The organism is Embleya sp. NPDC127516 (assembly GCF_044765325.1).
In the GTDB taxonomy this organism is placed as follows: Bacteria; Actinomycetota; Actinomycetes; order Streptomycetales; family Streptomycetaceae; genus Embleya.
On sequence record NZ_JBIWJT010000001.1, the window covers coordinates 235,783 to 261,666 of the forward strand.

The following is a 25,884-nucleotide window of genomic DNA, read 5'->3' on the forward strand; positions in this document are numbered from 1 at the left end:
CGAGCAGGCGATCACGCACAGAGGGTGGGTGGCATGACCTGGTTCATGGTGGTTCCGTTCGTCATCGCGGGCACGTGCGCGCTGGTGGCGAGCCTGAGCGTCCGGGCGGCGGCCAGACGGCGGATGCGCCGCACGTTCGGCCGGCCGTACGGGCCCGGCGGCGGCCGGCCGCCCGGCGGGTCGTCGTTCGGCCCCCACCCCGGCTCCGGCCCGCCTCCCGGCCAGTGGTTGCCGGGCCCGCCCCCGTTCGACGGATACAACCCGCACCATTCGCCCGGCCCCGACTGGCAGGGGCACCACTCGCACGGCCACCACGCCTCGTGCGGTGGGAACTCCTCGTGCGGCGGGAGCGGGGGCTCCTCGTGTTCGAGCGGCTCGTCCTGTTCGAGCGGGTCCTCGTGCTCCGGCGGGTCTTCGTGTTCGAGCGGGTCCTCGTGTTCGAGCAGCTCGTCCTAGGTACCGGCGCCCCGAGGCGGTCGGGCCGATCGTGGCCGCCCGACCGCCGCACGGGGACGACTCAGGCCAGACCGGCGAGCAGCTCGCCGACCGGGTGCCGGCGACCGGTGTAGAACGGCACCTCCTCGCGCACGTGCCGACGGGTCTCCGAACCGCGCAGGTGCCGCATCAGGTCGACGATGCGGTGCAGTTCGTCGGCCTCGAAGGCGAGGATCCACTCGTAGTCGCCGAGCGCGAACGAGGGCACCGTGTTGGCCCGCACATCCGGGAAGCCGCGCGCCATCTTCCCGTGCTCCGCGAGCAGCCGACGGCGCTCGTCGTCCTCCAGCAGGTACCACTCGTACGAGCGCACGAACGGGTACACCGCGACGTAGTCGCGCGGGGTCTCGTCGGCCAGGAAGGCCGGGATGTGACTCTTGTTGAACTCGGCCGGGCGGTGCAGCGCCATGTTCGACCACACCGGCTCCAGCAGCCGCCCCAGACCGGTGCGGCGGAAGCGGTTGTACGCCTCCTGGAGCGAGTCCGAGTCCTCGGCGTGCCACCAGATCATGATGTCCGCGTCGGCGCGCAGGCCGGAGACGTCGTAGGTACCGCGCACCACGACGTCCTTGTCCAGCAGCTGCTCGAACAATTGCTCGACCTCGCCGGCCAGGCCGGCCCGGCCGCCGGGCAGCGGCTCACGGAGCCGGAAGACCGACCACATCGTGTACCTGATCACCTGGTTGAGGTCGCGGGCCTTGCGGCGCGCCGGCGTGGGGGCGCCCTCGGCCTCCAGGACGTCGTCGGTGAGCGCGGCCTCGATCACGGCTGCGGCGGCGTCGACCGGTTCCGGGGTGTTCTCCGCGGTGCTTTGCGTCATGGGTCGATTCTCTCTCCCCCGTGTCCGAGCTCAGCGCACGGGGCGCGCGAGCGGCTTCGCGAGCTGCGCCAGCACGTCGGCCGCGGCCGACGTCGCGCTCGCCACACACGCCGGAATGCCCACGCCCTCGTACACCGCGCCGCACACCGCGAGCCGGGGCAGCCGCTCCACCGCGTCGCGCACGCACGCGATCCGACCGAGATGGCCCACCGCGTACTGCGGCAACCCCCCGCCCCAGCGGGTGACCTTCGTGTCGATCGGCTCGGCCATCGGGCCGATCGCGTCGCGCAGGTCGGCGAGCGAGTCGGCGACCAGGTCCGCGTCCTCGCGTTGCAGCACGGCCTCCTCGCCGGCCCGCCCGAGCGAGGTACGCAGCACGAACGTCTCCGGATCCGCGTCGGCGATCCAGCCCCACTTGTTGGACGCGAAGGTGCTCGCCTTGATCCGCCGGCCGTCGATCGGCGGGACCAGGAACCCGCTGCCCTCGGGCACCGTCGCCAGGTCGGCGCGCCGGAACGCGAGGGTGACCAGGGCCATTCCGGCGTACTCGATGGAGGACAGTTCGACCGCCGCGACCGTCGAGTGCGGGCGCAGCAGCCGGGCGGCGGGCGCGGCCGGCACCGCGAGCACCACGGCGTCCGCCTCGATCGGCACCGGCGCGCTGGTCGGTCCGGTGACCAGTCGCCAGCCGGTCGGCGTACGCTCCAGCGCGCGCACCGTGGTCCGGGTCCGGATCTCGCCGCGCCCGGTCGCCACCACCGCGCCCGCGACCGCGACCGGCAACCGCCCGACGCCGCCTCGGATGCCCATGAACACCGGGCCGCCCGGTCGCTCGGCGGCCCGCTCCAGCAGCCCGCGCACACCCGCGACCAGCGACCCGCCGCCGCGCGCGAACGGAAGCAGTTGCGGGACCGCCGCGGCCAGCGAGATGTCGTAGGAATTGCCCGCGTACACCCCGCCCAGCAGCGGCTCGACCAGCCGGTCCACCACCTCGTGGCCGACCCGCTCGGCCACGTAGCGGCCCACCGAGACGTCGTCCTCGTAGCGGTGCGGCGCCAGCGCGTGGTCCAGCGGGATCCGGGCCAGGCCCGCGGGCGACAACACCCCGCTCGCGGCCAGTGGTTCCAGGTCGCCGGGCACACCCATCACGTGCCCGCGCGGCATCGGCCGCAACGCGCCGCGCGTCCACAACGACGCGGTCGCGGTGCTCGGCGGGCGCAGGTCCGCGGCCAGACCGACCTCGCGCGCGAGGTCGATCGACTCGGTGCGCCGGGCCAGCATCGACTCGGCGCCCTCGTCCACCGCGACGCCGGCGATGGTGCCGGCGTGCAGCTTGCCGCCGACCCGGGCGGAGCCCTCGAGCACCGTGACGGTCAGCCCCGGATCGCCGTCCCGGAGCAGAACCCAGGCGGCCGTGAGACCGGCGATTCCGCCACCCACGACGACGACATGACGACCGTTTTCCACCGGCGAACTGTCCACACCGCACCTTCTCACGAGCATCGTCCCGGGCACGGAACCGGTCACGACTCGGCACCGTCCCATCACCGACTTCGAGGGGGGACCGAGATGACCGCACGACACGCGAGACGCACGGGCCCGGTGCTCGCGACCGCCGTGGCCGCGGTGCTGGTGGTGGGCGGGTGCAGCGGCGACGGTTCGGGCGGCAAGGACCGCTCCGGATCCGGATCCAAGCCGGCGGCGGGCGCGGCGGAGGCGGCGGCGCCCGCGGCGCCCGGCGCGCCCGGCGGCAAGGCCGCCCCGAACCCGGCCGTCGACCCGGCCGCCGGGCAGCGCAAGGTGGTGCTGACCGGCGACCTGCGGATACGGGTGCCCGACCTCGATCGCGCCACCGCCGACGCACAGGCCGTCGCCCGGGCACGCGGCGGCCTGGTCACCGACGAACGCACCACCCGCTCGAGCGATCGGGACGCGAGCAGGACGGACACCGCGACCACCACGCTCACCCTCAAGGTCCCGCCGACCGAGTTCGATCGGGCGTTGGACGAACTGAGCCGGATCGGCAAGGTGGTCAACCGGCAACGCACCGCCAAGGACGTCACCGACGAGGTCGTGGACGTGAACAGCCGGATCGACTCGCAGCGCCGCAGCTTGGAGCGCACCAGACAACTGATGGACAGGGCCGACACGATCGCCGACATCGTCACCCTGGAGAGCGAGTTGACCCGCCGCGAGGCGGACCTGGAGTCGCTGCTCAAGCGGCAGCAGGCGCTCACCGCGCAGACCGACCTGTCGACGATCACGATCACGATCGGCAGCGACCCGAAACAGGCGGCGGCCGAACCGAAGGACGACGACGACGGCTTCACCGGCGCGGTCGGCGACGCGTGGTCGGCGGGCTGGCACGGTCTGGCCGGCACCGGCCGGGTGATCGCGATCGTGCTGGCGGCGGTCTTCCCGTTCGCGCTGATCCTGATCGCGGTCTGGCTGCTCGACCGCTTCACGGGCCGCCGACTGCGCCGACTGCGCCCCCTGCGCCGCACCCGACCCCCGGCACCGGCCTGGCTCGGCTCGACCGCGCCGACGCCACCGACTCCGCCGATCGTGTCCGCCCGACCCGAGCCGTCGACCCCCGCCACCCGGGAGGAGCCGCCCGAGCCGCGACCGTAGCCGCTCCCGCGAGCGCCGGCCGAGGTCGCCTCGACCCCTCCGGCGCTCGACGCGAGAGCGCCCTACCGCGCGCTGACCTCGTGCACGTGCGCCACGATGCGCGTGAGCACCTCGGGGTCGGTGTTCGGCAGGACGCCGTGCCCGAGGTTGAAGATGTGCCCCTCGGCCGCGCGGCCGGCGGCGAGCACCTCGTCGGTCTTGGTCCGCACCGCGTCCCACGGCGCGAACACCACCGCCGAATCCAGGTTGCCCTGCAGCGCCTTGCCCGGCCCCACCCGGGTCACCGCCTCGTCCAGCGGAATGCGCCAGTCGACGCCGACCACGTCGGCCCCGGCCTCGCCGAACATGCGCAGCAGTTCCCCGGTACCGACGCCGAAGTGGATCCGCGGCACGCCGTAGTGCTCGACCGAGGCCAACACCTTCGTGCTGGCCGGCAGCACCGACGCCCGGTAGTCGGCGGCGGACAGCGCGCCGGCCCACGAGTCGAACAGTTGGATCGCCGACGCGCCCGCCTCGATCTGCACCTTCAGGAACGCCGAGGTGATCTGTGCGAGCCGGTCCACCAGGTCGGCCCAAAGCTGCGGGTCGCCGTACATCAGCGCCTTGGTGCGCTCGTGGTTCTTCGACGGACCGCCCTCGACGAGGTAGCTCGCCAGCGTGAACGGCGCACCGGCGAAGCCGATCAGCGGTGTGCCGCCGAGTTCGCCGACGAGTTGGCCGACCGCCTCGGTGATGTAGGGGACGTCCTCCGGCGTCAGGTCGCGCAACTGCGCGAGGTCGGCGCGCGAGCGGATCGGGTTCGCGACCACGGGGCCGACGCCGGGCTTGATGTCGAGGTCGACGCCGATCGCCTTGAGCGGGACGACGATGTCGCTGAAGAAGATCGCCGCGTCCACGCCGTGCCGGCGCACCGGTTGCAGGGTGATCTCGGTGACCATGTCCGGCAGCGTGCACGATTCGAGCATCGCGGTGCCCTCGCGCAGCTTGCGGTACTCGGGCAGCGAACGACCCGCCTGGCGCATGAACCACACCGGGGTGTGCGGGACGGGTTCACGTCGGCAGGCCCGCAGGAAGGCCGAGTCTCGGACGGTGGCGTGCGGAAGGCTCGTTTCGGTCACATCCGCCATCGTCCCAGACGCACCCGGACGGCCCAGACCGAGCACCCCCGCCCGGCGCGTCGCCCGGGCCTGGCGACCCCGGCGCGGCCTAGGCTGCCAGGCATGGCAGCAGTCGGCGAGACCGAGGAGCCCGAGGAGTTCCGGCAGGCGCTGGCCGGATGGCGGACCGCGATCCTGCGCCCGGAGATCGTCCTGGAGGAGATGTCCCGGCCGCGCGGCCTGGCCCCCTTCTCCGCGGCGTTCGCGGCCGAGGTGGCCCTGGGCGAGGACGAGGACGAACTGGCCGGCGGCCGGATCGTGCTGCTGCACGACCCGGCGGGCCACGAGGCCTGGGAGGGAACGTTCCGCGTGGTCACCATGACGCGCGCCGAACTCGAACCCGAGCTGGCCATGGACCCGCTGCTGCCCGAGGTCGGCTGGACCTGGCTGACCGAGTCCCTGCACGCCGTCGGCGCCGCCTATCGGGCCCCCAGCGGCACCGTCAGTCGCAGTACGTCGCAGGGTTTCGGCGGGCTTTCCGGGCAGATCGCCCGCACCGAGATCGAGGTGCGGGCATCCTGGACGCCGGCCGACGACGAGTTGTTGCCGCACCTGTTGGCGTGGACCGAACTCATGTGCACGTGCGCGGGTTTGCCGCCGGTGGTTTCCGGCGAGGGGGTGGTGGCCATACCGCGCCGGCCCTCGCGACCCGGTTCCTGACACGCCGGGTCCGCACCACGAGACCTCACGGTCACACACCCGGGTCAACGTCGCATAACGGATTTGGATCTTCCTCTAAAGCCGAGCGCCATATGTGCCGAAGGACAGGGTGACCACCCCGAAGGAGTAGCTGGTCGGGCCGCTTCTTCGGGAATCGCGATCACTGCGCAGGAGGCCCGGTGTCGGTACTTCTCGATCACCCTGCAAACCTGCTTGCCTACCGTCCTTCCAAGCCCACGGCAATGGTTGTCGTCGCGGACCCTCGGGTTCGTGACGCGGTCATCCGCCACCTGTGGGCCCTCGGTGTACGCGACGTCGTCGGGGCGTCGACCATCGCCGAGGCTCGATCCCGTGCCGGCACGCCGCGCGACCTGTGTGTCGCCGACGTGCACCTGCCGGACGGCTCCGGACTCACGCTTCTCACCGAGATGCGCGCGTCCGGTTGGCCGAACGGCTTGGCACTCTCCGCAGCCGACGACATCGGTGCCGTCCGTTCCGCGCTTGCCGCGGGCGTTCGGGGCTATGTCGTGACCGGCGCGCGAGCGGGACTGAACCCTGGACACGCACGGCAAGCGGGAATGCACCACGGGATGCCCCAGGCAAACCGCATGCGTCCGTCGGAACAGCGCGGGACGGAGCCCGGCTCCGGCGTCCGGGAGCTTTCGGCGCGCGAGATCGAGGTCCTGCGCCTCGTCGCGGAGGGCCGGTCCAACAAGGCGATCGGCCAGGCGATGGGCCTGTCGGCGCTGACGGTCAAGAGCCATCTCGCCCGCATCGCCCGCAAGATGGGCACGGGCGACCGTGCCGGCATGGTGGCCCTCGCGTTGCGGGCGGGCATCATCAGCTGACGCAGGTCGGCCGAGCATCAGGACACCTCATCAGGTACGGCCCAATCCCGGCGGGTGGACCCACCCGCCGGGATTCGGCATGTGGCGCCGCGCCCGAGACAGGTGGTCCCGCCGCCGAGCCGGCGGGCCGATTCCGACTCCCCGGCACGTCCCGGATGTTTCGCGCCGGCTGATTTTGTGCGGTTTCCACCCGCCGTACACCCCCCGTGGCGCGCCCACCTTGGCGGGGACCTGCCCGATCGGGTGGACGGGCGGGTTATTTTGGTGGGGTGACCGACGCCTCCTTCGAAACCTCATCCGAACTTCCGGCGCCGGTCCCCCCGGCGCCGGTCCCTCTACTGGCACCTCGTGAGGGCGTACCGCCGGTCGTGGCGGATCCGCGGGCGCTCGCCGAGACCGTCGCCGCCTTCGCCGCCGGAGCGGGACCGGTCGCCGTCGACGCCGAACGGGCGTCGGGCTATCGCTACGGACAACGCGCGTATCTGATCCAACTGCGTCGGGCCGGCGCCGGCAGCGCCCTGGTCGACCCCGCCGCGTGCCCGGACCTGTCCGAATTGGGCGCGGCCATCGTCGACGCCGAATGGGTCCTGCACGCGGCCTCCCAGGACCTGCCGTGCCTGGCCGAGGTCGGTATGGTGCCGCGACGGATCTTCGACACCGAGCTGGCCGGCCGGTTGGCCGCCTTCCCCCGGGTGGGACTGGGCGCGATGGTCGAGACCGTGCTCGGCTTCTCGTTGGAGAAGGGGCACTCGGCGGTGGACTGGTCCACCCGGCCGCTGCCCGAGCCGTGGCTGCGCTATGCGGCGCTGGACGTCGAGGTGCTGATCGAGCTGCGCGACGAGCTCGAAGCCGTCCTGATCGAGCAGGGCAAGCTGGACTGGGCCCTGCAGGAGTTCGCCGCGATCGCCGCCGCGCCGCCGCCGGCGCCTCGGGTGGACCCGTGGCGACGCACGTCCGGGCTGCACCGCGTGCGGCGGCGCCGCCAGCTCGCGATCGTGCGCTCGCTGTGGCTGGCCCGGGACGCCATCGCGCGGCAGAAGGACGTCTCGCCGGGCCGGGTCATCCCGGACGGCGCGATCGTCGAGGCCGCGCTCGCCGGGCCCGCCTCGGTGGCCGCGCTGCTCGCGCTGCCCGGCTTCACCGGTCGCGACAGTCGGCGTCAGGCCGGGGTGTGGCTGGCCGCGATCGAGCAGGCCCGGGCGCTGCCCGAGGTCGAACTGCCGATGTCCACGTTGCCGCACGAGGGCCCGCCGCCGGCCCGGGCATGGACGGACAAGGACCCGGCCGCCGCGGAGCGCCTGACCGCCGCCAAGACGGCCGTGGCGGCCATCGCGGACGAGCACACGCTGCCCACCGAGAACCTGCTCGCGCCGGACTACGTGCGCCGGCTCGCCTGGGCCCCGCCCGCGGCCCCCACCGCCGACGCGGTCGCCGACGTACTGCGCGCGTTCGGTGCCCGGTCCTGGCAGATCGGCCTGACCGCGCACGCGCTGTCCGGCGCGTTCCTGCGACTGGCCGCGCACGCCGCCAACGGCACGAGCGCCTGACGGCTACGGCCGTACGGCCGTGCACCGGGCGCGCCCCGCCCGGTGCACGCACCCCGGTGTCGAGCAGCGCCCGGCGTCGGCCCGCCGCCCGCGCTTCGCCGCCTGTGCGTGCCCGGACACCCTTACCGGGGCTTTGCTTTGCCCGCATTGACGCCGGAACCGCCGGGTGGTTTGGTTAGCCTCGCCTAAATTTCAACATTTGTTCGAGTCGTGGGGTGGCCTGTGTTCGCCAACTATCTGATTGGCCTGCGCGAGGGCCTGGAGGCGGCCCTCGTGGTCAGCATCCTGATCGCCTATCTCGTCAAGAGCGAGCGCCGGGACGCGCTGCCCGCGGTCTGGCTCGGGGTCGGCGCCGCGGTGGCGCTGAGCGTCGCGCTCGAGGCGACCCTCGAACTGACCTCGGCCGAGATGACGTTCAAGCAGCAGGAGTTGTTCGGCGGGTCGTTGTCGATCCTCGCGGTGCTGCTGGTGACCTGGATGATCTTCTGGATGCGGCGCACCTCGCACGCGCTCAGGGCGCAATTGCAGGGTCGGCTCGACCAGGCGCTCGCGATGGGTACCGGCGCGCTGGTGACCACCGCGTTCCTGTCCGTGGGCCGCGAGGGCCTGGAAACCGCGGTGATCGTGTGGGGCACCGCCCGCTCCACCGGCGAGAACACCGACCCGATGATCGGCGTCGCCCTCGGCCTGGCCACCGCCGTCGTCCTGGGCTACCTCTTCTACGCCGGCGCCGTCCGGATCAACCTCGCGAAGTTCTTCCTGTGGACCGGCGCCGGCCTCGTCGTCGTCGCCGCCGGCGTCCTGGCCTACGGCGTCCACGACCTCCAGGAGGCCGACTTCGTCCCCGGCCTCAACAACCGCGCCTTCGACATCACCGACACCATCCCCCCGGACAGCTGGTACGGCACCCTCTTCAAGGGCATCCTCAACTTCCAGCCCGACCCCACCGTCCTCCAGGTCGCCGTCTGGCTCGCGTATCTGGTCCCCGTGATGGCCCTGTTCCTCTTCCTCCCCAAGGGCGACGGTAAGAGCAGGACACCGGCGGCCGGCCTGGAAACCCCGGCCACCGCCTGAGCAAGGACCACACCACGGCGAAGGGCCCGATCCGTACCTCGGATCGGGCCCTTCGCGGCAACGCCCGCAGGACGGTGGGGCAGGCCGGGAGACGTACCGCGCGCGGTGGCGTGGCACGGTCGCCGCGGGTCAGCCGAACAGCGCCTTCCCCCAGTGGTCGTCCGCGCCGCGCACCCCGCCGGGACACGCGAACAGGGCCGAACCCACGTGCTGGATGTACTCGTTCATCGTGTCGTTGGCCGCGAGGTGCTGCTGGAGCGGGATGAAGCCCTTGCGCGGGTCGCGCTGGTAGGCCAGGAAGAACAGACCCGCCTCGAGCCGGCCGAGCCCGTCCGAGCCGTCCACGAACGAGTAGCCGCGGCGCAGGATGGTCGCGCCGTTGTTCGAGTCGGGATGCGACAGCCGTACGTGCGAGTTCTCCGGCAGCGCCTTGAGCGGGACCACGTCGTGTTCGCCGGTCGCGCCGTGCGGCGCGCCGACGCCCTTGGAGCGGCCGATGATGTCCTGTTGCTCCGCGAGCGAGGTCCGGTCCCAGGTCTCGATGTGCATCCGGATCCGGCGGGCGACCAGGTAGGACCCGCCGGTCATCCAGTCCGGACCCTCGCCGGCCGGCACCCACACGTGCTCGCGCAGTCGCTCGGTCTCGGTGCCGGCGATGTTGCGGGTGCCGTCCTTGAAGCCGAACAGATTGCGCGGCGTCATCGCCTCGGGCGTGGTCGAGGAGGTCTTGCCGAAACCCAACTGGGACCAGCGCACCGACACCACGCCGAAGCCGATCCGGGCCAGGTTGCGGATCGCGTGCACCGCCACCTGCGGGTCGTCCGCGCAGGCCTGCACGGCGATGTCGCCGCCGGAGCGCTGCGGGTCGAGCTTGTCGCCGGGGAACAGGGGCAGTTCGGCGAGCGCCTCGGGCTTCCTCGCGGCGATTCCGAACCGGTCCTTGCCGTCCTTGTCGAACAGCGAGGGCCCGAACCCGACGGTGAGCGTGAGGTTGTTCGGCGGCAACCCCACCGCCTCGCCGGTGTCGTCCGGCGGCGACTGTGGGACGCCGCTGTCCGCGCCGGTCCCGATCGCCTTCCCGGTGGTCATCGCGGCCGCGGCCGCGGTCCACTGCCGGAGCATCCTGACCAGCTTGGCGCGGTCGTCGGTGATCACGTCGAACACGCAGAAGTGCAGCCGGTCCTGGACCGGGGTGGCGATGCCCGCCTGGTTGACGCCGTAAAAGTCCACCGCGCCCGTCGGTTCGTCGGCCGACGTGTCGTCGATGCCGGTGACCGCGGTGGCCACCCCGCCGGCTGTCGCGGCGCCGACCACGAGCGCGCCGCCGGTCCAACCCAGCAGGGCCCGTCGACTGAAACCGTCACCCGACGGCTCGACCGTCTCGGTGTCGTGCTCGATCTCGGTCATGGGCCCTCCCTATGGCGTTTGTTGCGACCGGACGTCGTGCCGCGACCGGCCGTATTGCGACCGCACGTTTCGATACGGCCGGCCGCTTCGGCGCGGCCGGCCGTACCGGGCTAGGCGACGACGCCGGCCAGCTTCGACAGCGGCTCGCCGAGCGCGTTGACCGCGTCCGACAGTTCCTTGCGCTTGGCCTCGTCGACGGTGTCGTAGGAAACGTAGCCCTCGCCCTGCCTGTACTTGGTCAGCAGGCCCTGGATCTTGGCGAACTCGCCGTCGAGGGTGCCGGCCAGCGCCGCGTCCTTCTCCGCCACGTACGGCTTGAGCAGGTCGAACGCCTTCTTCGCGCCGTCCACGTTGCCCACGAAGTCCCACAGGTCGGTGTGGCTGAACGCCTCTTCCTCGCCGGTGACCTTGCCGGTCGCCACCTCGTCGAGCAGTTCCTTGGCGCCGTTGGCGATCGAGGTCGGGGTGATCTCGGCCGTTCCGACCTTCGACTGCAGTGTCTTGAGGTCGGCCAGCAGCCGGTCGGCGTAGCGCTTGTCCTCGTCGGTGATCTGCCCGGTCGTCCACAACGTCTTCTCGATCCGGTGCCAGCCGGACCACTCCTGCCCCGGCTCCAGGTCCGCCTCGCGGGCGTCCATCTGCGGGTCGAGGTCGCCGAAGCTCTCCGCCACCGGCTCGATGGTCTCCCAGCCCAGGCGCGACTTCGGGTAGAGGTCCTTGGCCTTGGCCACGTCGCCGGCCTTGACCGCGTTCACGAACTCGGTGGCGATCGGCAACATCCGATCCACCGTCTCGGTGGTGAACGCGCGGTAGTGCGCGACGGCCGTGGCCAGGCGCGGGTCGACCGGCTTCTCGGCGGGCGTACCGGCGACCGTGATCGTCTGCCGGATGCCGTCCCCCTTCATGCCCGGCTTGCAGGCGACCTCGTACTTGCCGGCCTTGATCTCGAAGGTCAGCGTCGCCGACGTGCCGGGGCCGATGTTCTCCCGCTCGGTGACGATCCGGTCGCCCTGCGCGTAGACGTAGAGCTCGGTGACCTGGCTGCCCTTGTTGGTCACCTTGATGCTGTTCTTGCCGGCCGACCAGTCCTTCTTCGCGACGTCGCACGACTTGTCCTTCGCGGTGACCTTGACCGCGTCGCCGGAGGAGGAGTCGTCACCGCCGCACGCGGTGAGGGCGAGCGGGAGCGCGAGCAACAGTCCGGTACCCAGCACACGGGCGGCGGGGCGGCGACGGACGACAGACATGGACTCTCCCGGGGACGAGACAGCGCGAAGACGGGTCGAGGCCCGGCAGACGGATGGCGTGGGGATGCGTCGCGCCCGACACGGCGGGACACACCGGGTCGAACACGCATACACAAAGCGGGTGTTCAAATGCGACGAAAGGCAGTTATTAGGCAAGGCTAACCAAGCCTAGGCTTGGCTTATTTTGTCAGCCGAATGCCCCCATACGGTCAAGCCGGGGTAAAGGCCCGCGCCGGCGAAAGTGGATCACGTCACGTCGCCCGCGACTGCCACCCGACCCCGCCCCCATCACGTGCCGAGGGGTGGGATCCCGCCCGCGGCGCGGCCCACGACGGCCCGCGACGACCCGGACGAGACGACCGGCGGGACACGTCGGTGATCGGAATGGAGCCGAGGGCTAGGACCATTGGTTACTCATGAGTAGCATGGGGCCCGAACCCATCGCAGGAGGAGTGTGCGCTCGTGCCTCGTAACGTCCGGGACGTCGTCTTCGTAGACGGCGTCCGTACCCCCTTCGGCAAGGCCGGCCCCAAGGGCATCTACCACGAGACGCGAGCCGACGACCTCGTCATCGCGTGTATCCGTGAGCTGATGCGCCGCAACCCGTCGCTGCCGCCGGCCCGCGTGGACGAGGTCGCCATCGCGGCCACCACGCAGATCGGCGACCAGGGCCTGACCATCGGCCGCACCGCGGCGCTGCTCGCGGGGCTGCCGCGCGAGGTGCCCGGCTACTCGATCGACCGCATGTGCGCGGGCGCGATGACCGCGGTCACCACGGCCGCCGGCGGCATCGCGTTCGGCGCCTACGACGTCGTGGTCGCGGGCGGTGTCGAGCACATGGGCCGCCACCCCATGGGCGAGGGCGCCGACCCGAACCCGCGGATCATCTCCGAGCAGCTCGTGGACCCGTCCGCGCTGGTCATGGGCAACACCGCGGAGAACATCCACGACCGCTTCCCGCAGCTCACCAAGGAGCGCGCGGACAAGTTCGCCGTCGGCAGCCAGGACAAGGCCGCCAAGGCGTACGCCGACAACAAGATCCAGCCCGACCTGGTGCCGGTCGCGGCCCGCTCGGTCGAGCAGGGCTGGGGCCTGTCGAGCGTGGACGAGCCGATGCGCCCGGGCACCACGCTCGAGGGCCTCGGCGCGCTGAAGACCCCGTTCCGTCCGCACGGCCGGGTCACCGCGGGCAACGCGGCCGGCCTCAACGACGGCGCGACCGCGTGTCTGCTCGCCTCCGAGGACGCCGCGCGCGAGCTGGGCCTGCCGATCAAGATGCGGCTCGTGCAGTTCGCCTTCGCCGGCGTCGAGCCCGAGGTGATGGGCATCGGCCCGGTCCCGGCCACCGAGAAGGCGCTGGAGCGGGCCGGCCTCACCATCGAGGACATCGGCCTGTTCGAGCTGAACGAGGCGTTCGCGGTCCAGGTGTTGTCCTTCCTGGACCACTACAAGATCGCCGACGACGACCCGCGCGTGAACAAGTACGGCGGCGCGATCGCCTTCGGCCACCCTCTCGCCTCGTCCGGCGTGCGCCTGATGACGCAGCTCGCGCGCCAGTTCGAGGAGCACCCCGAGGTTCGCTACGGCCTGACCTCGATGTGCATCGGGCTCGGCATGGGCGGCACCGTCATCTGGGAGAACCCGAACTGGACCGCGAACACCGCGAACTCCGAGGGGAACGACAAGTGAGCGACCTGACCCGACTGGCCGCCGAGGTCTTCCCGGACGAGCTGGTCTCGCACTTCCCCGTACGCGTGCTCGATCTCCCGGGCGGCGCGGGCAGGTTCGCGCTGATCACGATCGACAACGGCTTCGACCACACCAAGCCGAACACGTTCGGCCCGGCCGGTCTGGGCGAGCTGAACGCTGCGATCGACAAGGTCGAGGCGCTGGCCGCGGCGGGCGACATCGTCGCGGCGGGCGTGACCGGCAAGCCGTTCATCTTCGCGGTCGGCGCCGACCTCAAGGGCGTCGAGAAGGTCGGCCTGCGCGAGCACGCGCACGCCATCGGCAAGGCCGGCCACGACGCGTTCAAGCGGCTGACCACGCTGCCGGTGCCCACGTTCGCGTTCTACAACGGCGCGGCGATGGGCGGCGGCGTCGAGATCGGACTGGCCTGCACGTACCGCACCATCTCCACCGCGGTGCCGGCCTTCTCGCTGCCCGAGTGCTTCCTGGGTCTGGTCCCCGGCTGGGGCGGCTGCGTGCTGCTGCCGAACCTGATCGGCCCGGACAACGCGGTCACCGTGATCATCGAGAACGCGCTGAACCAGAACCGGCAGCTCAACGGTCCCAAGGCCTTCAAGCTCGGGATCGCGGACGCGCTGGTGGACTCGGCCGACTTCCTGGCCCAGTCGCTGGTGTGGGCGGGCAAGGTCGTCTCCGGCGAGATCGTGGTCGAGCGGCCGGAGATCGACCGCGGCGCCGGTTGGGACGCGGCGATCGCCCGAGGTCGCGAGATCGCCGACTCGAAGGTGCACGGGGCCTCCCCCGCGCCGTATCGCGCGCTGGAGATCATCGACGCCGCGCGCACGGCCCGGTTCGGCGATGTCGCCTCCCTCCAGGCCGGCTTCGACGCCGAGGACGACGCGCTCGCCGATCTGATCATGGGCGACGAACTGCGCGCGGGGCTGTACTCGTTCAACCTGATCCAAAAGCGCGCCAAGCGCCCGGCCGGCGCCCCCGACCGGCAGCTCGCCCGCCCGGTCACCAAGGTCGGCGTGGTCGGCGCCGGGCTGATGGCCTCGCAGCTCGCGCTGCTGTTCGCGCGTCGCCTGCGGGTGCCGGTCGTGCTGACCGACATCGACCAGGAGCGGGTGGACAAGGGCGTCGGCTACGTGCACGCCGAGGTCGACAAGCTGCTGCTCAAGAAGCGGATCTCGGCGGACGCCGCGAACCGGCTCAAGGCGCTGGTGACCGGCTCGCTGACCAAGGACGCGTTCGCGGACGCCGACTTCGTGATCGAGGCCGTGTTCGAGGAGATGTCGGTCAAGCAGCAGGTGTTCGCCGAGGTCGAGGCCGTGGTCTCGCCGACCTGCATCCTGGCCACCAACACCTCGTCCCTGTCGATCACCGAGATGGCCTCGAAGTTGGCGCACCCCGAGCGGGTCGTGGGCTTCCACTTCTTCAACCCGGTCGCGGTCCTGCCGCTCCTGGAGATCGTGCGCGCGGAGCAGACCGACGACGGTGCGCTCGCCACCGCCTTCGCGGTCTCCAAGCAGCTCAAGAAGACCTCGGTCCTGGTCAAGGACGCCCCGGCGTTCGTGGTCAACCGCGTCCTCACCCGCTTCCTGGGCGAGGTGCTGGCCGCGGTGGACGAGGGCACCCCGATCGAGAGCGCCGACAACGCGCTGGCCCCGCTGGGCCTGCCGATGTCCCCGATGGTCCTGCTCGAACTCGTCGGACCGGCGATCGCCGCGCACGTCGGCGAAACCCTGCACACGGCCTTCCCGGACCGCTTCGGCGTCTCGCCCAACCTCGAGCGTGTGGTCAAGGCCGGGAAGCGCTCCTTCCTGACCTGGGCCTCGGGCGCCCAGGAGGTCGACCCCGAGGTCGCCGCGCTGCTGCAGGTGGGCGACTCCCCCTCCACGGAGGAGCAGGTCCGCGACCGGGCGTTGGCGGCCCTGGCCGACGAGATCAACCGCATGCTCGAAGAGGGCGTCGTCGCCGCCCCGCAGGACATCGACCTGTGCATGATCACCGGCGCCGGCTGGCCCTTCCACCTGGGCGGCATCACGCCGTACCTGGACCGCGCCGGGGTCAGCGAGAAGACCCTCGGCAAGTGCTTCCTCCCGGCGGGCGCGGCTTCGGTGCCGCGCTAGTCGACAACGTGCGAAGGGCGGCCCTGCTCCATCGGGCCGCCCTTGGCGCGCGTGTCGGACGCGGTCGGACGCGCCGGCATCGCGGTGTCGGTGCGCGCCGTGCGCGCCTGCTCGATCACGCCGCCCGCAGCAGCTCCGCGACCAGGAAGTCGAGAACCGTCTCCTCTTCGAGCTTGACGCCCGACGCGAGCATGGTCGGGGTGAGTTCGGGGTCCCATGTGGCGTTGTGGGGGCCGCCCGCGAGGGGCTCCAGTGGGGTGGCGTGCCTTCGGGCCAGACCGACGCCTGCTTCGTAGTCCGCGGTTGCCATCCGCCACGGCGAGGCGCCGAAACGGCGCAGCACCCGGTCGGCCATCGCCAGGCCCGGCCAGTCGAAGTCGCCGTGGTAGCGCAATCGGGCGCCGGCCCCGGCGAGGGCTTCGAGCAGGGTGATCACCACGGTCGCCGGGTTGCCGGCGGTACACACGAGCGCGGCTCGCACGCCGCGATCGGCGGCGACCTCGACCACCCGTGGGTTCTCGCAGACGTAGACCCGCGTCCCCGGCGGAACGGGCGGACCGGCCAGCCGACGGATCTCCCGCATGCTCAGATGCGTCTCGTATCCCGCGTCCGCGCGCTCGCGCAGCAGTCGAGAGGCCGGACTCGAACCCGGGGGCCGCAGACCGAGGGTCAGCACGGTCGCCGAGACCTCGTCGGTGACCGCGCCGGCCGTTCGCCACAGGTCACGCCGGCCCGGCGCGTGGGCGGGGATCTCACCCCGCGCGTGTCGAAGCGCCAGCCCGCGCAGCACGATCCGGGCCAGGAGCGTGCCATCGTCGAGCCCGTGCGCGGTACCGGTGACCAGGGCGGCCAGGTCGCCGCGACCGACGGGGCGGTCGGGGTCGATGGTGGTCAGGACTCGGGCGCCCTGTTCGATCAGCCGCAGGGCGGCGGCCGTGTCCAGGCGGGCGAGGGTACCGGAGCGGCGTACGGACTCGACCCAGTCTCGGTCGGCGATCGTGGCGGCCTCGTCCCACAGCCGCGTCGTGGCGTCGCGGGCGCTGAGGCGTTCGCCCCGGCGGTCGCGGATGGGGCCGCCGAGCGCTTCGAGCGCGGGGATCAAACCGCCTGCGGTGGCACGCAGTCGGGCGTCGACGTCGGCGAGCGCCACCGTGACGTTTCCGGTCGGCGACACGGACCTGCCGAGCAGCATCGACAGTTCACGGCGCTCGGCCTGGTCCCAGTGCCCGCCGCGGATGTGGCCTTGCACGGTGCGGCCGTTGCCCTCCAGACGGGCACGCAGGCGTTGCCACAAGCCGGCGAGTTCGGGGCGGGCGAGCCAGGCCACCGTGGCCGGGGAGAGCTCCGGCGATGTCGGGATCTGCGGCGGATCGACGCTCGCCGTGCCACCGGGCGGGTTCGAACTCACGTCGCCACCAGGCGCTTGCGGGAGCCGTCCCAGGTGAAGTGGAGAGTTGCCACCCCGCGATGGTGCGGGTCGCGCAGGCATTCGTAGATGTGCAGCGACGGCACCTCGCGGAAGGTGCCCCACAGGCGTTCGCTGGTCAGTACGAAGTCGAGATCGAGCCGGACCAGGAGGCCCAACAGGCGCCCGTGCGTGGGTTCGTCGACCTTGGCGAACGCGTCGTCGAGCAGGATCATCCGCGGCGCCTGGACGGCACCGGCCGCGACCGACTCGAAGTGCGCGGCGGCGGTGGCGAACAGGACGAGGTAGGAGATCACCCGCTGCTCGCCCTGGCTGAGGCCGGTCCGAGCGTTGAGGGCGCGTGCGCTGCCGGGGCGCGCGTCGTCGAGAACCTGGACACCGAAGGCGTGCCATTCGCGGTAGTCCAGGGCCCGACGCAGGTGCAGGGCGTAGCCGGCGGTGGGGTCCTTGAGACGTTCGGCCTCGATCAGCCGCTGGAGCACGGTCCGCAGGCTTTCCGCGTGTTCGCGCGAGCGCAGCGCGGCGGGTCCGTCCAGCAGGTCGACCGCGGCGCGGGTATCGGCGTCGGCGTCCTCCCGGATCTTCCACACCAAGCGCGCGCCGAGGCCGTGCGAGGTGCGGACGCCGTCCAGGGTCTCGTTCATCAACGCGATCAGCGCCTTCGCCGCGAACACCTGACCGGTGAGGTTGTCACCCAGCTCGCCCAGCAGGTACTTCTCGAAGACCTCGCGCTCGCGCTCGGAGAGGCGGTTGCGGGCGTCCTGGGCCTGCCCGGCCAGTCGCAGTGCGATCAGGGCCACGTCGTGCCGCCCGTGGTCGTCGGCTATGTGGCACAACTTGACCCCGTCGGTCTCGGTCAACGCGGCGTCGTAACCGCCGCGCAGGCCGGCCCGGAGTTCGGTGTACCGGTTGAGCAGGGTCGTATCGGAGACGTCCTTCGTCGGCGCGCCGAGCCGCTCGCGGATCTCCCGCAGGAGGCCGTCGAGGGCGCGGATCCGGGCGCGGACATCGGTGCCGGGCGGCTCGGGCGCGATCAGCGCCTCGACGCCGTCGAGACCGGCGCCGCGCTGGACCTCGGGCAGCGCGAGCGCACGGCGCAGGTCCGCGCCGGCGTCGACCACGGCCTCCTCCAGGGCACTCAGATCCGCCTTGCGGGCGTCGCGTTCGGTTTCGGCTCGGATGGCCTCGTCGTGGATCCTCGCCACGGCGCGCTCCGCGGGGCGGATCTCGCCGCGGGCCTCCTCCAGGCGCCGGGACACCTCCCGCTCGCGGGCCAAAATGGCCTGCGGGTCCTCACCGAGCGCGGCCTCCAGTACGGCCAGCCCGGCCCGTTCCTCGGCGAGGTGCAGCAGGCTGTCCTCATGCGCGGCAACCAGGCGATCGTGCTCCTCGTGGGCCGTTCGCCATCCATCGCGCGCGTCCCGATGCGGCGCGAGTGCGTCGCGCGCCGCGAGGACGCGCCGACGCAGTCCCTCGACGTCGTGTCGGACCCGATCCACGAGCCCGCGCAACCTGGCCAGTTCGGCCTGTTCGGCGGGCAGCGCGTGTGCGGTCGCGTAGGCGTGGGCGCGCTCTCGACACGTGACCTCGACGACCCGCTTCGCGTCCGCGTCCCGGCGGGCGACGGCCAACCCGGTCGCCAGGTCACGCGACTGTTCGCGGGCCTCGCCGAGCCTGACCCAGGCCGCGTGCAGATCGCGGCCCGAGGGCAGGGCGCGAAGCAGGGCACGCAGTTCCTCACGCCGGCGATCGAGGCCGGCGAGCGCGGCCTGCCGGCTCTCGTGTTCGACTCGGGCGTTCTCGATCCGGATGACGAGCTCGGCGAGCCGCCGGCGCCGGGTCGCGGCGCGAACCTCGGCTCCGACGTACTCGGCCTGTGCCTTGGTGTACGTTCCGGTTGCCACGCCGAGTTTCCAGGTGCCGTCGGGAGCGATCCGGCTCGTGCCCTCGTGCACACCGATCGAGCGCAGCAGCGCCCGAACCTGACCACCGGTCACGCCGCTCTCCGGCACGGACACCGGGACGAGCAGGTCGTCCAGGCTCTGCCCGCCGATGGCACCCGCCGGCACCAGGAGCACGTCGCGGGTGTCCGCGGCCAACACTCGGCCCTCGGCGGTGACCCAGCCATCGAGCAGCCCCGATGCCTCCAGCGCGGCCTCCAAGCCCGCCCGTTCGGCATCGCTCAGGTGGACGGCGAAATCGACGAGGCGGTACAGCGGCGCACCGGTACCCGGTGCCCGGAGCGCCGATCGGAACCGTCCGGCGGCAGGCATCGAGTCGACTCGGCGGGTCCACTCGTCGTGCTCGGCGCGAAGCGCGGCGAGTTCGCCGGCCGCGGTCCGGACCTGTTCGCGAGCCTCGTCGCGATCCGCGTCGAGCGCGACGACCAGCGGATCCACCACCATCCGCGCGGCGCGCTCGACGTCGTCGTACGTGTCGGCCGGCAGCGCGCGCTCCGCCAGGGGCAGCGAATCGTCCTGCGCCGCGGTCACCAGCGTCACGATCGGCGCCGCCAGGTCTGCGAGCGGGTGCGCCCACGCGCGGACCCGCTCGGCGAACACGGCGCCGGCCTGCTCCACCTCGGCCGTGTGCCGGTCGATGCGCAGCCGCGCGTGCTCCACCTGGGTGTCCAGGCGCTCGACGTCCGAGGCGGCGGTCCGCGCCGCCTGACCGGCGTCGAGCGCCGCCACCAAGTGCCGATCGAGTTCGCCGACGGCACGCAGTCGGGCCCGGACCACGGGGCCGGCCGCTTCCAGTCGGCTCGCCCACTCCTCGATGGCCGCACGCAGCGGTTCGACATCCACTGCGATCACCCCGGGGGCGAAGGTCTCGACGGGGGTGGTCGGTGCGACGCCGGTCGTGGTGGCGTCGAGCCCGGCGGGTACGACCGTTCGAACGAGCGCGCGGTGTTCGGCTCCGAGATCCTTGACCGTGCCCGCGATCCGTTCGAGGTCGGCCGCGAGCCGGGCAGCGGCGGCCTCCTCCGCCCGACGGGCGGTGTCGGCGGCGCGGCCGGCGGACCGGGAGGCGTCCTCGATCGCCTGGACCCGCAGCGTACGGTCCTGGATCTCGGTCAGACTCCGGTAGGCGGCACTCTCCTGGAGGGCCCGCAACTCCGCCGTGGCGGCGCGGAACAAGTCCCCCCAGTGGGTGAGTACTTCGGTGCGCCGGTCCTCTTCGGCGCGCAGGTCGGCGGCCTTGCGCTCACTGTCCCCCGCGGCCCGCCGACCGGCGGCCAGACCGGTCAACCGATCGGCCACCCTGTCGACCCGGCCTCGGAGCACTCCGTGCAGATATCCCTGATAGCCGGTCAGGAAACGAGCCAGAGCCCGGTCCAGCTCTTCGAGATCGTGGAGGTCGTGCCGGATGGCCGCCAGGTCGTCGAGATGCTTGGCGACCATCGCCAGGATGTCCTCGTCCAGCGGCGGCAGCGCCTCGGTGAGGACGGCGGTCAGGCCACCGGCCTCGATCCGGTCCCCCACAGTGGGCCGGCGCAGGCGGTGCAGGAGATGGGTCAGGCTGCGGTAGCGGGCGACGTCCGTGAGGCCGAACAGATCCCGGGCGACCCGGGTGCGATGCTCGGCCGCGCGATCGGTGACGTTGGCCGCGCCGACTGCCTCCTTGAGGCGGTCGATCCCGAGCGGTTGTCCGTTCTCGACGAGCGTCAAGTCGTGGTCCACGCGCCGGCTCGTGACGAAGAAGAAGGGTTTGGCCTCCTTCGTCGAGTTGGACGCGCGCACGGCCGCGCCGAGGGTGATGTGCCGGAGGGCGCCATCGCCGTCGACGCGTTCGAACTCGACCCACAGGTAGCCGAGCCGATTGGTCGCGGTATAGCCGTCGAGCATCAGCCACTTGAGCGTGGTCCGCCCGGTGCCCATCGCGTCGATCGAGCGCTGTTCGCCGTCGAGCAGGTAGGGCAGCAACATCTCGAGCGCCTTGGACTTGCCCGCACCGTTCTTGCCGCGCAGCAGCATCCGGCCGTCGGCGAAGTCGAAGCGCGCGTCGTCGTACTGCCAGACGTTGCGGATGCCCGCGCGGGAGAGGCGGAATCGGTGCGGGTGTCGCGGGAGGGCGAGGGGAATCGGCACTGTCACAAAGGGATACCTTCCTGAACCGCGCGGGGCTGCCGCTCGCGGACGCGGGCGGCATAGCGGGCGGCGATCGCGGGGACCTCCCACACGACCCCCTCCTCCCCGGCCACGGGTCTCCGCAAGAGCCTCATGTGTGCCAGGAGTCGGGTGACCTCGTCACGAAGGCGGGTGGGGTTCTCGATCAGATCGCGCTGCCACCCGGCCTTACGCCCATACTGCGCCACGAGCGCCGCGAGTGTCTCGTCGATCACCGGCTCGGCCGCGAAGACCGCGGCGGTCGGCTCGTGGGGACGCAGCCGGGCGACCAGACGTTCGATCAGCAGCAGCGCCGCCTGGGCGACCGTTCCTCGGCCGGGGAAAGCCAGATCGGACAACTCGTCGGCGGGGTCGAACAAGGCGACGCCCTCGGCGCGGATCTCCGCGTGCAGGCCGAGGAATTCCTCGAACGTGCGGGCCTCCCGCCGCTGATTCCTGCGCAGCCAGTCGTCCTCGTCCGCATCGAGTTCGTCGCGAAGGACGACGGGGGTCTCCGCCAAGCGTCGACGGACCGCCACGCGCACGCCGTGATGGCCCGGTTCCCGGGCGAGCGCGACCAGGTGCGCGGCGTCGTTCGCCTGTCCGAGCGGGCCGGCGATCAATGCCCGGGCGAGGTCGCGGTCGACGCTCAGCAGTGCCTCCGCGTCCTCCTTCTCGACGTAGTCGCCGAGGTTGCCGTCGACCTCGACCAGTACTCCCCACAGCACGAGTTGGCGCAGAGCGGCGGTGAGCGTGCGACGCTCGACCTGCCGGCCCGCGTCCTCGAGTTCGATCCGGGCGTCGACCGCCGCGCCGCGGATGTCGGTGACGAGTTGGGACAACAACACCTGATCGGACGCGGTGACCAGCGCCGCGAGGCCGAGAGTGAGGTAGGCGTAGGTCCGCGGATTGAACGGCGTCCCGGTGGAGCGGGTGAGCCCACGCCCCGCGCCCGCTCCGGGCCCGGCCTTCAGCAGCCGGGCGAAACGCGCCTCGACAACGACCTCGTAGCCGAGGAACCGACGAAAAGCGGTGGTGAGCCACTCGGCGTGCCGGCGGATCGCGGCGAACTCGTCGCGATGCGGTCCGTCCGCGAGCACCAGCGCGTCGGCGAGCAGTCGTCGGGCCGCGATACGTCGCTCGTCCGCGATCGCGGCGTCGTGGTCGAGGTCGCTCATCGACTCTCCCGGACCGTGGAAAGGCCCCAATCGGCGCCGGCCCGGCCGAGCAGGAGGCGTAGTCCCTCGATCTCGAAGTCACCTTCGGCGCTGCGTACCACCGTGCGAGCCGCGGGTTCGACGCGCAGCCCGAGCGCGATATCGAGCTCTTCGAGGTCGCAGCGGGCGCCGTCGAGGGCGGCGAGATCACCACTCACGCTGCCCAGCGCGCCGGTGAACAACTCCTCGAACAGCCCCTTGGCCGCCGTGGAGAGCCTGGCCCGCTCGAACTGGCCGGCCACTGCCCGCAGTTCGGCGGCAGCCTCGGTTCGAGCGGTCGCCTCGGCGTGGGCGCGTGCCATCAGGTGGGCCTTTTGCGCGGTGTGGTCCTCGACCGACGCCGCCCGTCCGCGTTGCGACCGCTCACCGCGCTCGCGCAGGGCGAGCGGCACCTCCGCCACCGGTCCCTCCCACCAGCTCGTTCCGGCGGGAACCGTTTGGTCGAGGTCCCCGGCCACGCCCAGCCGACGTGCCCCGTAGAGCCCGAACGCCGCCGCGTACAGGTCATGAGCGCCGGCCTCGTCGCACGCGTCGAACCAGGCGGCGAGTCGGATCAGATCGCCGCGCCGGGACTGCCCCGAAGTGGTCGAGCGGATCATCCGCTTGGCGTTGGCGAGCAGCGAGCCGAGCGCACGCATCGTCGCGGCCCGGAGCTGATCGACCTGACTGCCGCGCCCATCCGTGTCGACGAACCACGCGCGCAGCGCGTCCCAATCGGCGAGTTCGCGGCCACGACTGCGCTGTACCCGTGCGCCGGTGACCTCTTCGATGCCGGTCAGGCCGCCCCCGAGATCGTCGATCCGGCGCAGAAGGTCACCCAGATGCGGCCACAGCGCGTCGAGGGAGGCCCGGATGCGCGGCGTATGAAACGCCACGTCCGCACGGATGGCCTCGACGTAGTCGAGCAGCAGTGCCTTGAACCCGTGGTACTCGTCACCGTCGAGGTCGTAGCGCGCCAACACCTGCCCCAGGTAGGCATAGAAGTCCCGCACCGACTCGGCGAACTCACCGAACTGAACGAACAACGTGGCGACCGCGTCCCTGCCCTGCTCGGTGTCCACGCCACCGGGCGCCACCACCCCCAGAGCCAGCCCCGCCAGTTCCCGGTCCACCAGCGCGAGCAACTCGGCGGCCACCTCACGCGCCGCATCCGCCCAGGAGAGCACGTCGTCCACGTCCCGCTGGATGCGCTCGCCGAGCTTGGAGATCTGATAGCGCGCCCGGGCCCGCTGGAACTCGGCGATGCTGGCGGCCCGCACACGATGTGTACTGCGGATCAGGTTCCCCCAGCCGACCAGCGCGTCCAACCGAGCGGTCACGGTATCCAGGTCACCCCGGCCCAGCCGCTCTGCGACCTCGTGTGCCGACAGATCGGCCATCAACGAGGTCCCGAACAGTCGGACGATGGCGAGATAGTCGTCCCGCTCCGGCACACTCAGATAGCTGTACGCAACCAGCCGAGCCCGATTCTCCTGGTCGCCGTGCGTCATCCGCTCAGCCTAGGCGACCTCGGCCGGCCCCTCCCCGCGAAGCCGCCAAAAGCCACGGCCTCGGAGATCGGCTCTGCGGCGATCCGGGGAGTTCCCCCGTCGGAACCGACGGGGCCATCCATGCGGCGAACGCCACAGTGGCGGACATGAACGATGTGCCGACGGGGCCATCCATGCGGCGAACGCCACAATGGCGGACATGAACGATGTGGTGCGGGCCGTCTCGGCGGGCGAGTTGGAGCGGCTTCGGGAGATCGAGGTGGCGGCCGGGGTGGGCTTCGCGGCGGTGGGGATGCCGGAGATCGCGGCGGACGAGCCGCTGTCCGTCGAGGAGTTGGATGCGTATCGGGTCGGCGGACGGTGCCTGGTGGTCGGCGAACCGGCGCTGGCCTACGTGATCTGGGATCTCGTGGACGGCGCCGCGCACATCGAACAGGTGTCGGTGCATCCCGACGGGGCGCGGCGTGGACTGGGGCGGGCGTTGATCGATCGGGTGCAGGCGGACAGCGGGCTCGCGTCGACCCTGACCACATTTCGGGACGTGGCGTGGAACGCGCCGTACTACGCACGGATCGGATTCCGGGTGCTCGACCCGGGCGAGGTGACTCCGGGCCTGGCCGCGATCCGGGCCCACGAGGCGGCCATCGGGCTGGACCGGTGGCCGCGGGTGTGCATGCGACGGCCGTTCGCCGACCTGCGACTGTAGGGCGAGGCCCCGGAAGCACGGCGCGGGGGTGCCGCCCCGAAACCACGGCACTGAGCGACGCCCCGGAACCGCGGCTCCCGGGCGAAGGGAGAGCACGCACCGAAGTCGATCTCTTCTTCGCACTGATTTTCGGATTTCCCTGCCGTTGCCGACAGCCGGTCGACTAGCTTCTGCGCATGACGGATGCGCTGGGTGCGACGGACGAGTCGGCCGAGGTCAGCGGGACGGACGAGGAAGTCGAGCCGGAACCGACACCCGAGCGCAAGCCCTGGTCGCGACGCCGCAAGGCGGTCGTGGGACTGGTCACGCTGCTCACGCTGTCACTGTTCGTGATCGGCGGATGTACGGCCTGGCTGCTCTACTCGCTGAACTCCAACATCAAGCGGATCGACGGGGTCTTCGATCGCTCGGGCATCCCCGCCGCGGGGCCGCGTCCGGCGGCCGATCCCGCCGCCGGCCGGGCGCTGAACATCCTGCTCGTCGGGATGGACGCGGCGGCGGCCGGTGCCGATCCCGAGGCGCTGGAGGGCCGACGCAGCGACACCATGATGCTTCTGCACCTGCCCGCCGGTCGGGCGTCGATCTCGGCGATCTCGCTGCCGCGCGACTCGTGGGTGTCGATCCCCGGGCGCGGCGAGGCCAAGCTGAACGCGGCGTTCTCGTGGGGCGGGCCGGCGCTGCTCGTGGCCACCGTCGAGAACCTGACCGGGGTCCGGATCGACCACTACGCGGCGGTGGACTTCGGCGGCTTCAAGGGCATGGTCGACGCGCTCGGCGGGGTGACGGTGGACGCCGACAAGGGCGAGGCCAAGCTGGACGGCAACGAGGCGCTCAAGTTCGTGCGGCAGCGGTACGGGCTCGAACGGGGCGACCTCGACCGCGTCGCGCGCCAGCAGCAGCTCCTGGGCGCGATCGCGGAGAAGGTCACCGCGGAGGGCGTACTCGCCAGCCCGCTGCGGACCGAGAACCTGCTGCAGTCGCTGACCAGGTCGCTGACCGTCGACGACGACCTGAACTTCAAGGCGCTGCTCGACCTGGCCACCGACCTCAAGGGCATCAGCGAGTCCGACCTGGCGTTCCGCACCGCGCCGGTCGCCGGATTCGGCGAACGCGCCGGCGGCCAGAGCGTGGTCCTGCTCGACGACAAACGTTGCAAGGAGCTGTTCGCCGCGGTCCGCGCCGACATCCCGTGGCCGGAGCCGGCCCCCGGCGAACTGTGGCGGCCGTGAGCG

General features: G+C 71.9%; 18 protein-coding genes. 9 read left to right on the top strand and 9 right to left on the bottom strand.

The genetic code is table 11. The annotated features are described in order from the left end of the window. Window positions 1-517 precede the first annotated feature (517 nt). Window positions 518-1,315 carry a hydrogen peroxide-dependent heme synthase gene (gene hemQ / locus ACIRL2_RS01045; RefSeq protein ID WP_395859777.1) on the bottom strand — a complete coding sequence of 266 codons (798 nt, stop codon included), beginning with the start codon at window positions 1,313-1,315 and terminating at the stop codon, window positions 518-520. 30 nt (window positions 1,316-1,345) lie between these two features. Continuing rightward, window positions 1,346-2,818: a protoporphyrinogen oxidase gene (hemG, locus tag ACIRL2_RS01050; protein ID WP_395859927.1), complete on the bottom strand. Its 1,473-nt coding sequence runs from the start codon at window positions 2,816-2,818 to the stop codon at window positions 1,346-1,348. A gap of 66 nt (window positions 2,819-2,884) precedes the next feature. On the opposite strand from hemG, the gene ACIRL2_RS01055 reads away from it, so the two are divergent. Beyond that, window positions 2,885-3,946, top strand: coding sequence for a DUF4349 domain-containing protein (locus ACIRL2_RS01055; protein WP_402229218.1), 1,062 nt, complete (start codon window positions 2,885-2,887; stop codon window positions 3,944-3,946). Between the two features lie 62 nt (window positions 3,947-4,008). On the opposite strand, the gene hemE is transcribed toward ACIRL2_RS01055, so the two are convergent. Next, a complete protein-coding gene (gene hemE, locus ACIRL2_RS01060) occupies window positions 4,009-5,073 on the bottom strand; it encodes a uroporphyrinogen decarboxylase (RefSeq protein ID WP_395859779.1) in 1,065 nt (354 codons plus the stop codon). A 93-nt stretch (window positions 5,074-5,166) separates the two neighbouring features. Between hemE and ACIRL2_RS01065 the strand changes: the two genes are divergently transcribed. From ACIRL2_RS01065 to efeU, 4 genes are all read left to right on the top strand, one after another. Further along, on the top strand, window positions 5,167-5,763 hold the full coding sequence (locus tag ACIRL2_RS01065; RefSeq protein WP_395859780.1) for a DUF3000 domain-containing protein: 597 nt from the start codon (window positions 5,167-5,169) through the stop codon (window positions 5,761-5,763). A 179-nt stretch (window positions 5,764-5,942) separates the two neighbouring features. After that, window positions 5,943-6,611: a response regulator transcription factor gene (locus tag ACIRL2_RS01070; RefSeq protein WP_078974877.1), complete on the top strand. Its 669-nt coding sequence runs from the start codon at window positions 5,943-5,945 to the stop codon at window positions 6,609-6,611. Between the two features lie 269 nt (window positions 6,612-6,880). After that, a complete protein-coding gene (locus tag ACIRL2_RS01075; RefSeq protein WP_395859781.1) occupies window positions 6,881-8,158 on the top strand; it encodes an HRDC domain-containing protein in 1,278 nt (425 codons plus the stop codon). A 222-nt stretch (window positions 8,159-8,380) separates the two neighbouring features. Next, window positions 8,381-9,232: an iron uptake transporter permease EfeU gene (gene efeU, locus ACIRL2_RS01080; protein WP_395859782.1), complete on the top strand. Its 852-nt coding sequence runs from the start codon at window positions 8,381-8,383 to the stop codon at window positions 9,230-9,232. A gap of 129 nt (window positions 9,233-9,361) precedes the next feature. On the opposite strand, the gene efeB is transcribed toward efeU, so the two are convergent. Beyond that, window positions 9,362-10,639, bottom strand: a complete 1,278-nt coding sequence (gene efeB, locus ACIRL2_RS01085; RefSeq protein ID WP_395859783.1) for an iron uptake transporter deferrochelatase/peroxidase subunit — start codon at window positions 10,637-10,639, stop codon at window positions 9,362-9,364. Window positions 10,640-10,749: 110 nt separating this feature from the next. Continuing rightward, window positions 10,750-11,886, bottom strand: a complete 1,137-nt coding sequence (gene efeO / locus ACIRL2_RS01090; protein ID WP_402229222.1) for an iron uptake system protein EfeO — start codon at window positions 11,884-11,886, stop codon at window positions 10,750-10,752. A 462-nt stretch (window positions 11,887-12,348) separates the two neighbouring features. On the opposite strand from efeO, the gene ACIRL2_RS01095 reads away from it, so the two are divergent. Then, window positions 12,349-13,575 (top strand): thiolase family protein, encoded by a 1,227-nt coding sequence (locus tag ACIRL2_RS01095; RefSeq protein WP_402229225.1) that lies wholly within the window; start codon window positions 12,349-12,351, stop codon window positions 13,573-13,575. Beyond that, window positions 13,572-15,707, top strand: coding sequence for a 3-hydroxyacyl-CoA dehydrogenase NAD-binding domain-containing protein (locus ACIRL2_RS01100; RefSeq protein ID WP_402229227.1), 2,136 nt, complete (start codon window positions 13,572-13,574; stop codon window positions 15,705-15,707). The genes ACIRL2_RS01095 and ACIRL2_RS01100 overlap by 4 nt, the downstream gene beginning before the upstream one ends. Before the next feature lie 115 nt (window positions 15,708-15,822). Here the strand turns inward: ACIRL2_RS01100 and ACIRL2_RS01105 are convergent, their stop codons facing one another. Genes ACIRL2_RS01105 through ACIRL2_RS01120 form a run of 4 tightly spaced genes read right to left on the bottom strand, consistent with a single transcriptional unit; the run spans window position 15,823 to window position 23,946 of the window. Continuing rightward, entirely contained in the window at window positions 15,823-17,115 is a 1,293-nt protein-coding gene (locus ACIRL2_RS01105; protein ID WP_395859787.1) for a TIGR02679 family protein, read from the bottom strand. Beyond that, the gene (locus ACIRL2_RS01110; protein WP_395859788.1) at window positions 17,112-21,227 is read right to left on the bottom strand and encodes a TIGR02680 family protein; all 4,116 of its coding nucleotides are present in this window, start codon (window positions 21,225-21,227) and stop codon (window positions 17,112-17,114) included. The genes ACIRL2_RS01105 and ACIRL2_RS01110 overlap by 4 nt, the downstream gene beginning before the upstream one ends. Beyond that, complete coding sequence (locus ACIRL2_RS01115; protein ID WP_395859789.1) at window positions 21,224-22,417, bottom strand: TIGR02678 family protein; 1,194 nt, start codon at window positions 22,415-22,417, stop codon at window positions 21,224-21,226. Before ACIRL2_RS01115 ends, ACIRL2_RS01110 begins: the two co-directional genes overlap by 4 nt. Next, the gene (locus ACIRL2_RS01120) at window positions 22,414-23,946 is read right to left on the bottom strand and encodes a DUF2397 domain-containing protein (protein WP_395859790.1); all 1,533 of its coding nucleotides are present in this window, start codon (window positions 23,944-23,946) and stop codon (window positions 22,414-22,416) included. The genes ACIRL2_RS01115 and ACIRL2_RS01120 overlap by 4 nt, the downstream gene beginning before the upstream one ends. Window positions 23,947-24,145: 199 nt before the next feature. Between ACIRL2_RS01120 and ACIRL2_RS01125 the strand changes: the two genes are divergently transcribed. Both ACIRL2_RS01125 and ACIRL2_RS01130 read left to right on the top strand, forming a co-directional pair. Next, window positions 24,146-24,652, top strand: coding sequence for a GNAT family N-acetyltransferase (locus tag ACIRL2_RS01125; RefSeq protein ID WP_395859791.1), 507 nt, complete (start codon window positions 24,146-24,148; stop codon window positions 24,650-24,652). A gap of 176 nt (window positions 24,653-24,828) precedes the next feature. After that, complete coding sequence (locus ACIRL2_RS01130) at window positions 24,829-25,881, top strand: LCP family protein (RefSeq protein ID WP_402229231.1); 1,053 nt, start codon at window positions 24,829-24,831, stop codon at window positions 25,879-25,881. The last annotated feature ends 3 nt before the right edge of the window (window positions 25,882-25,884 follow it).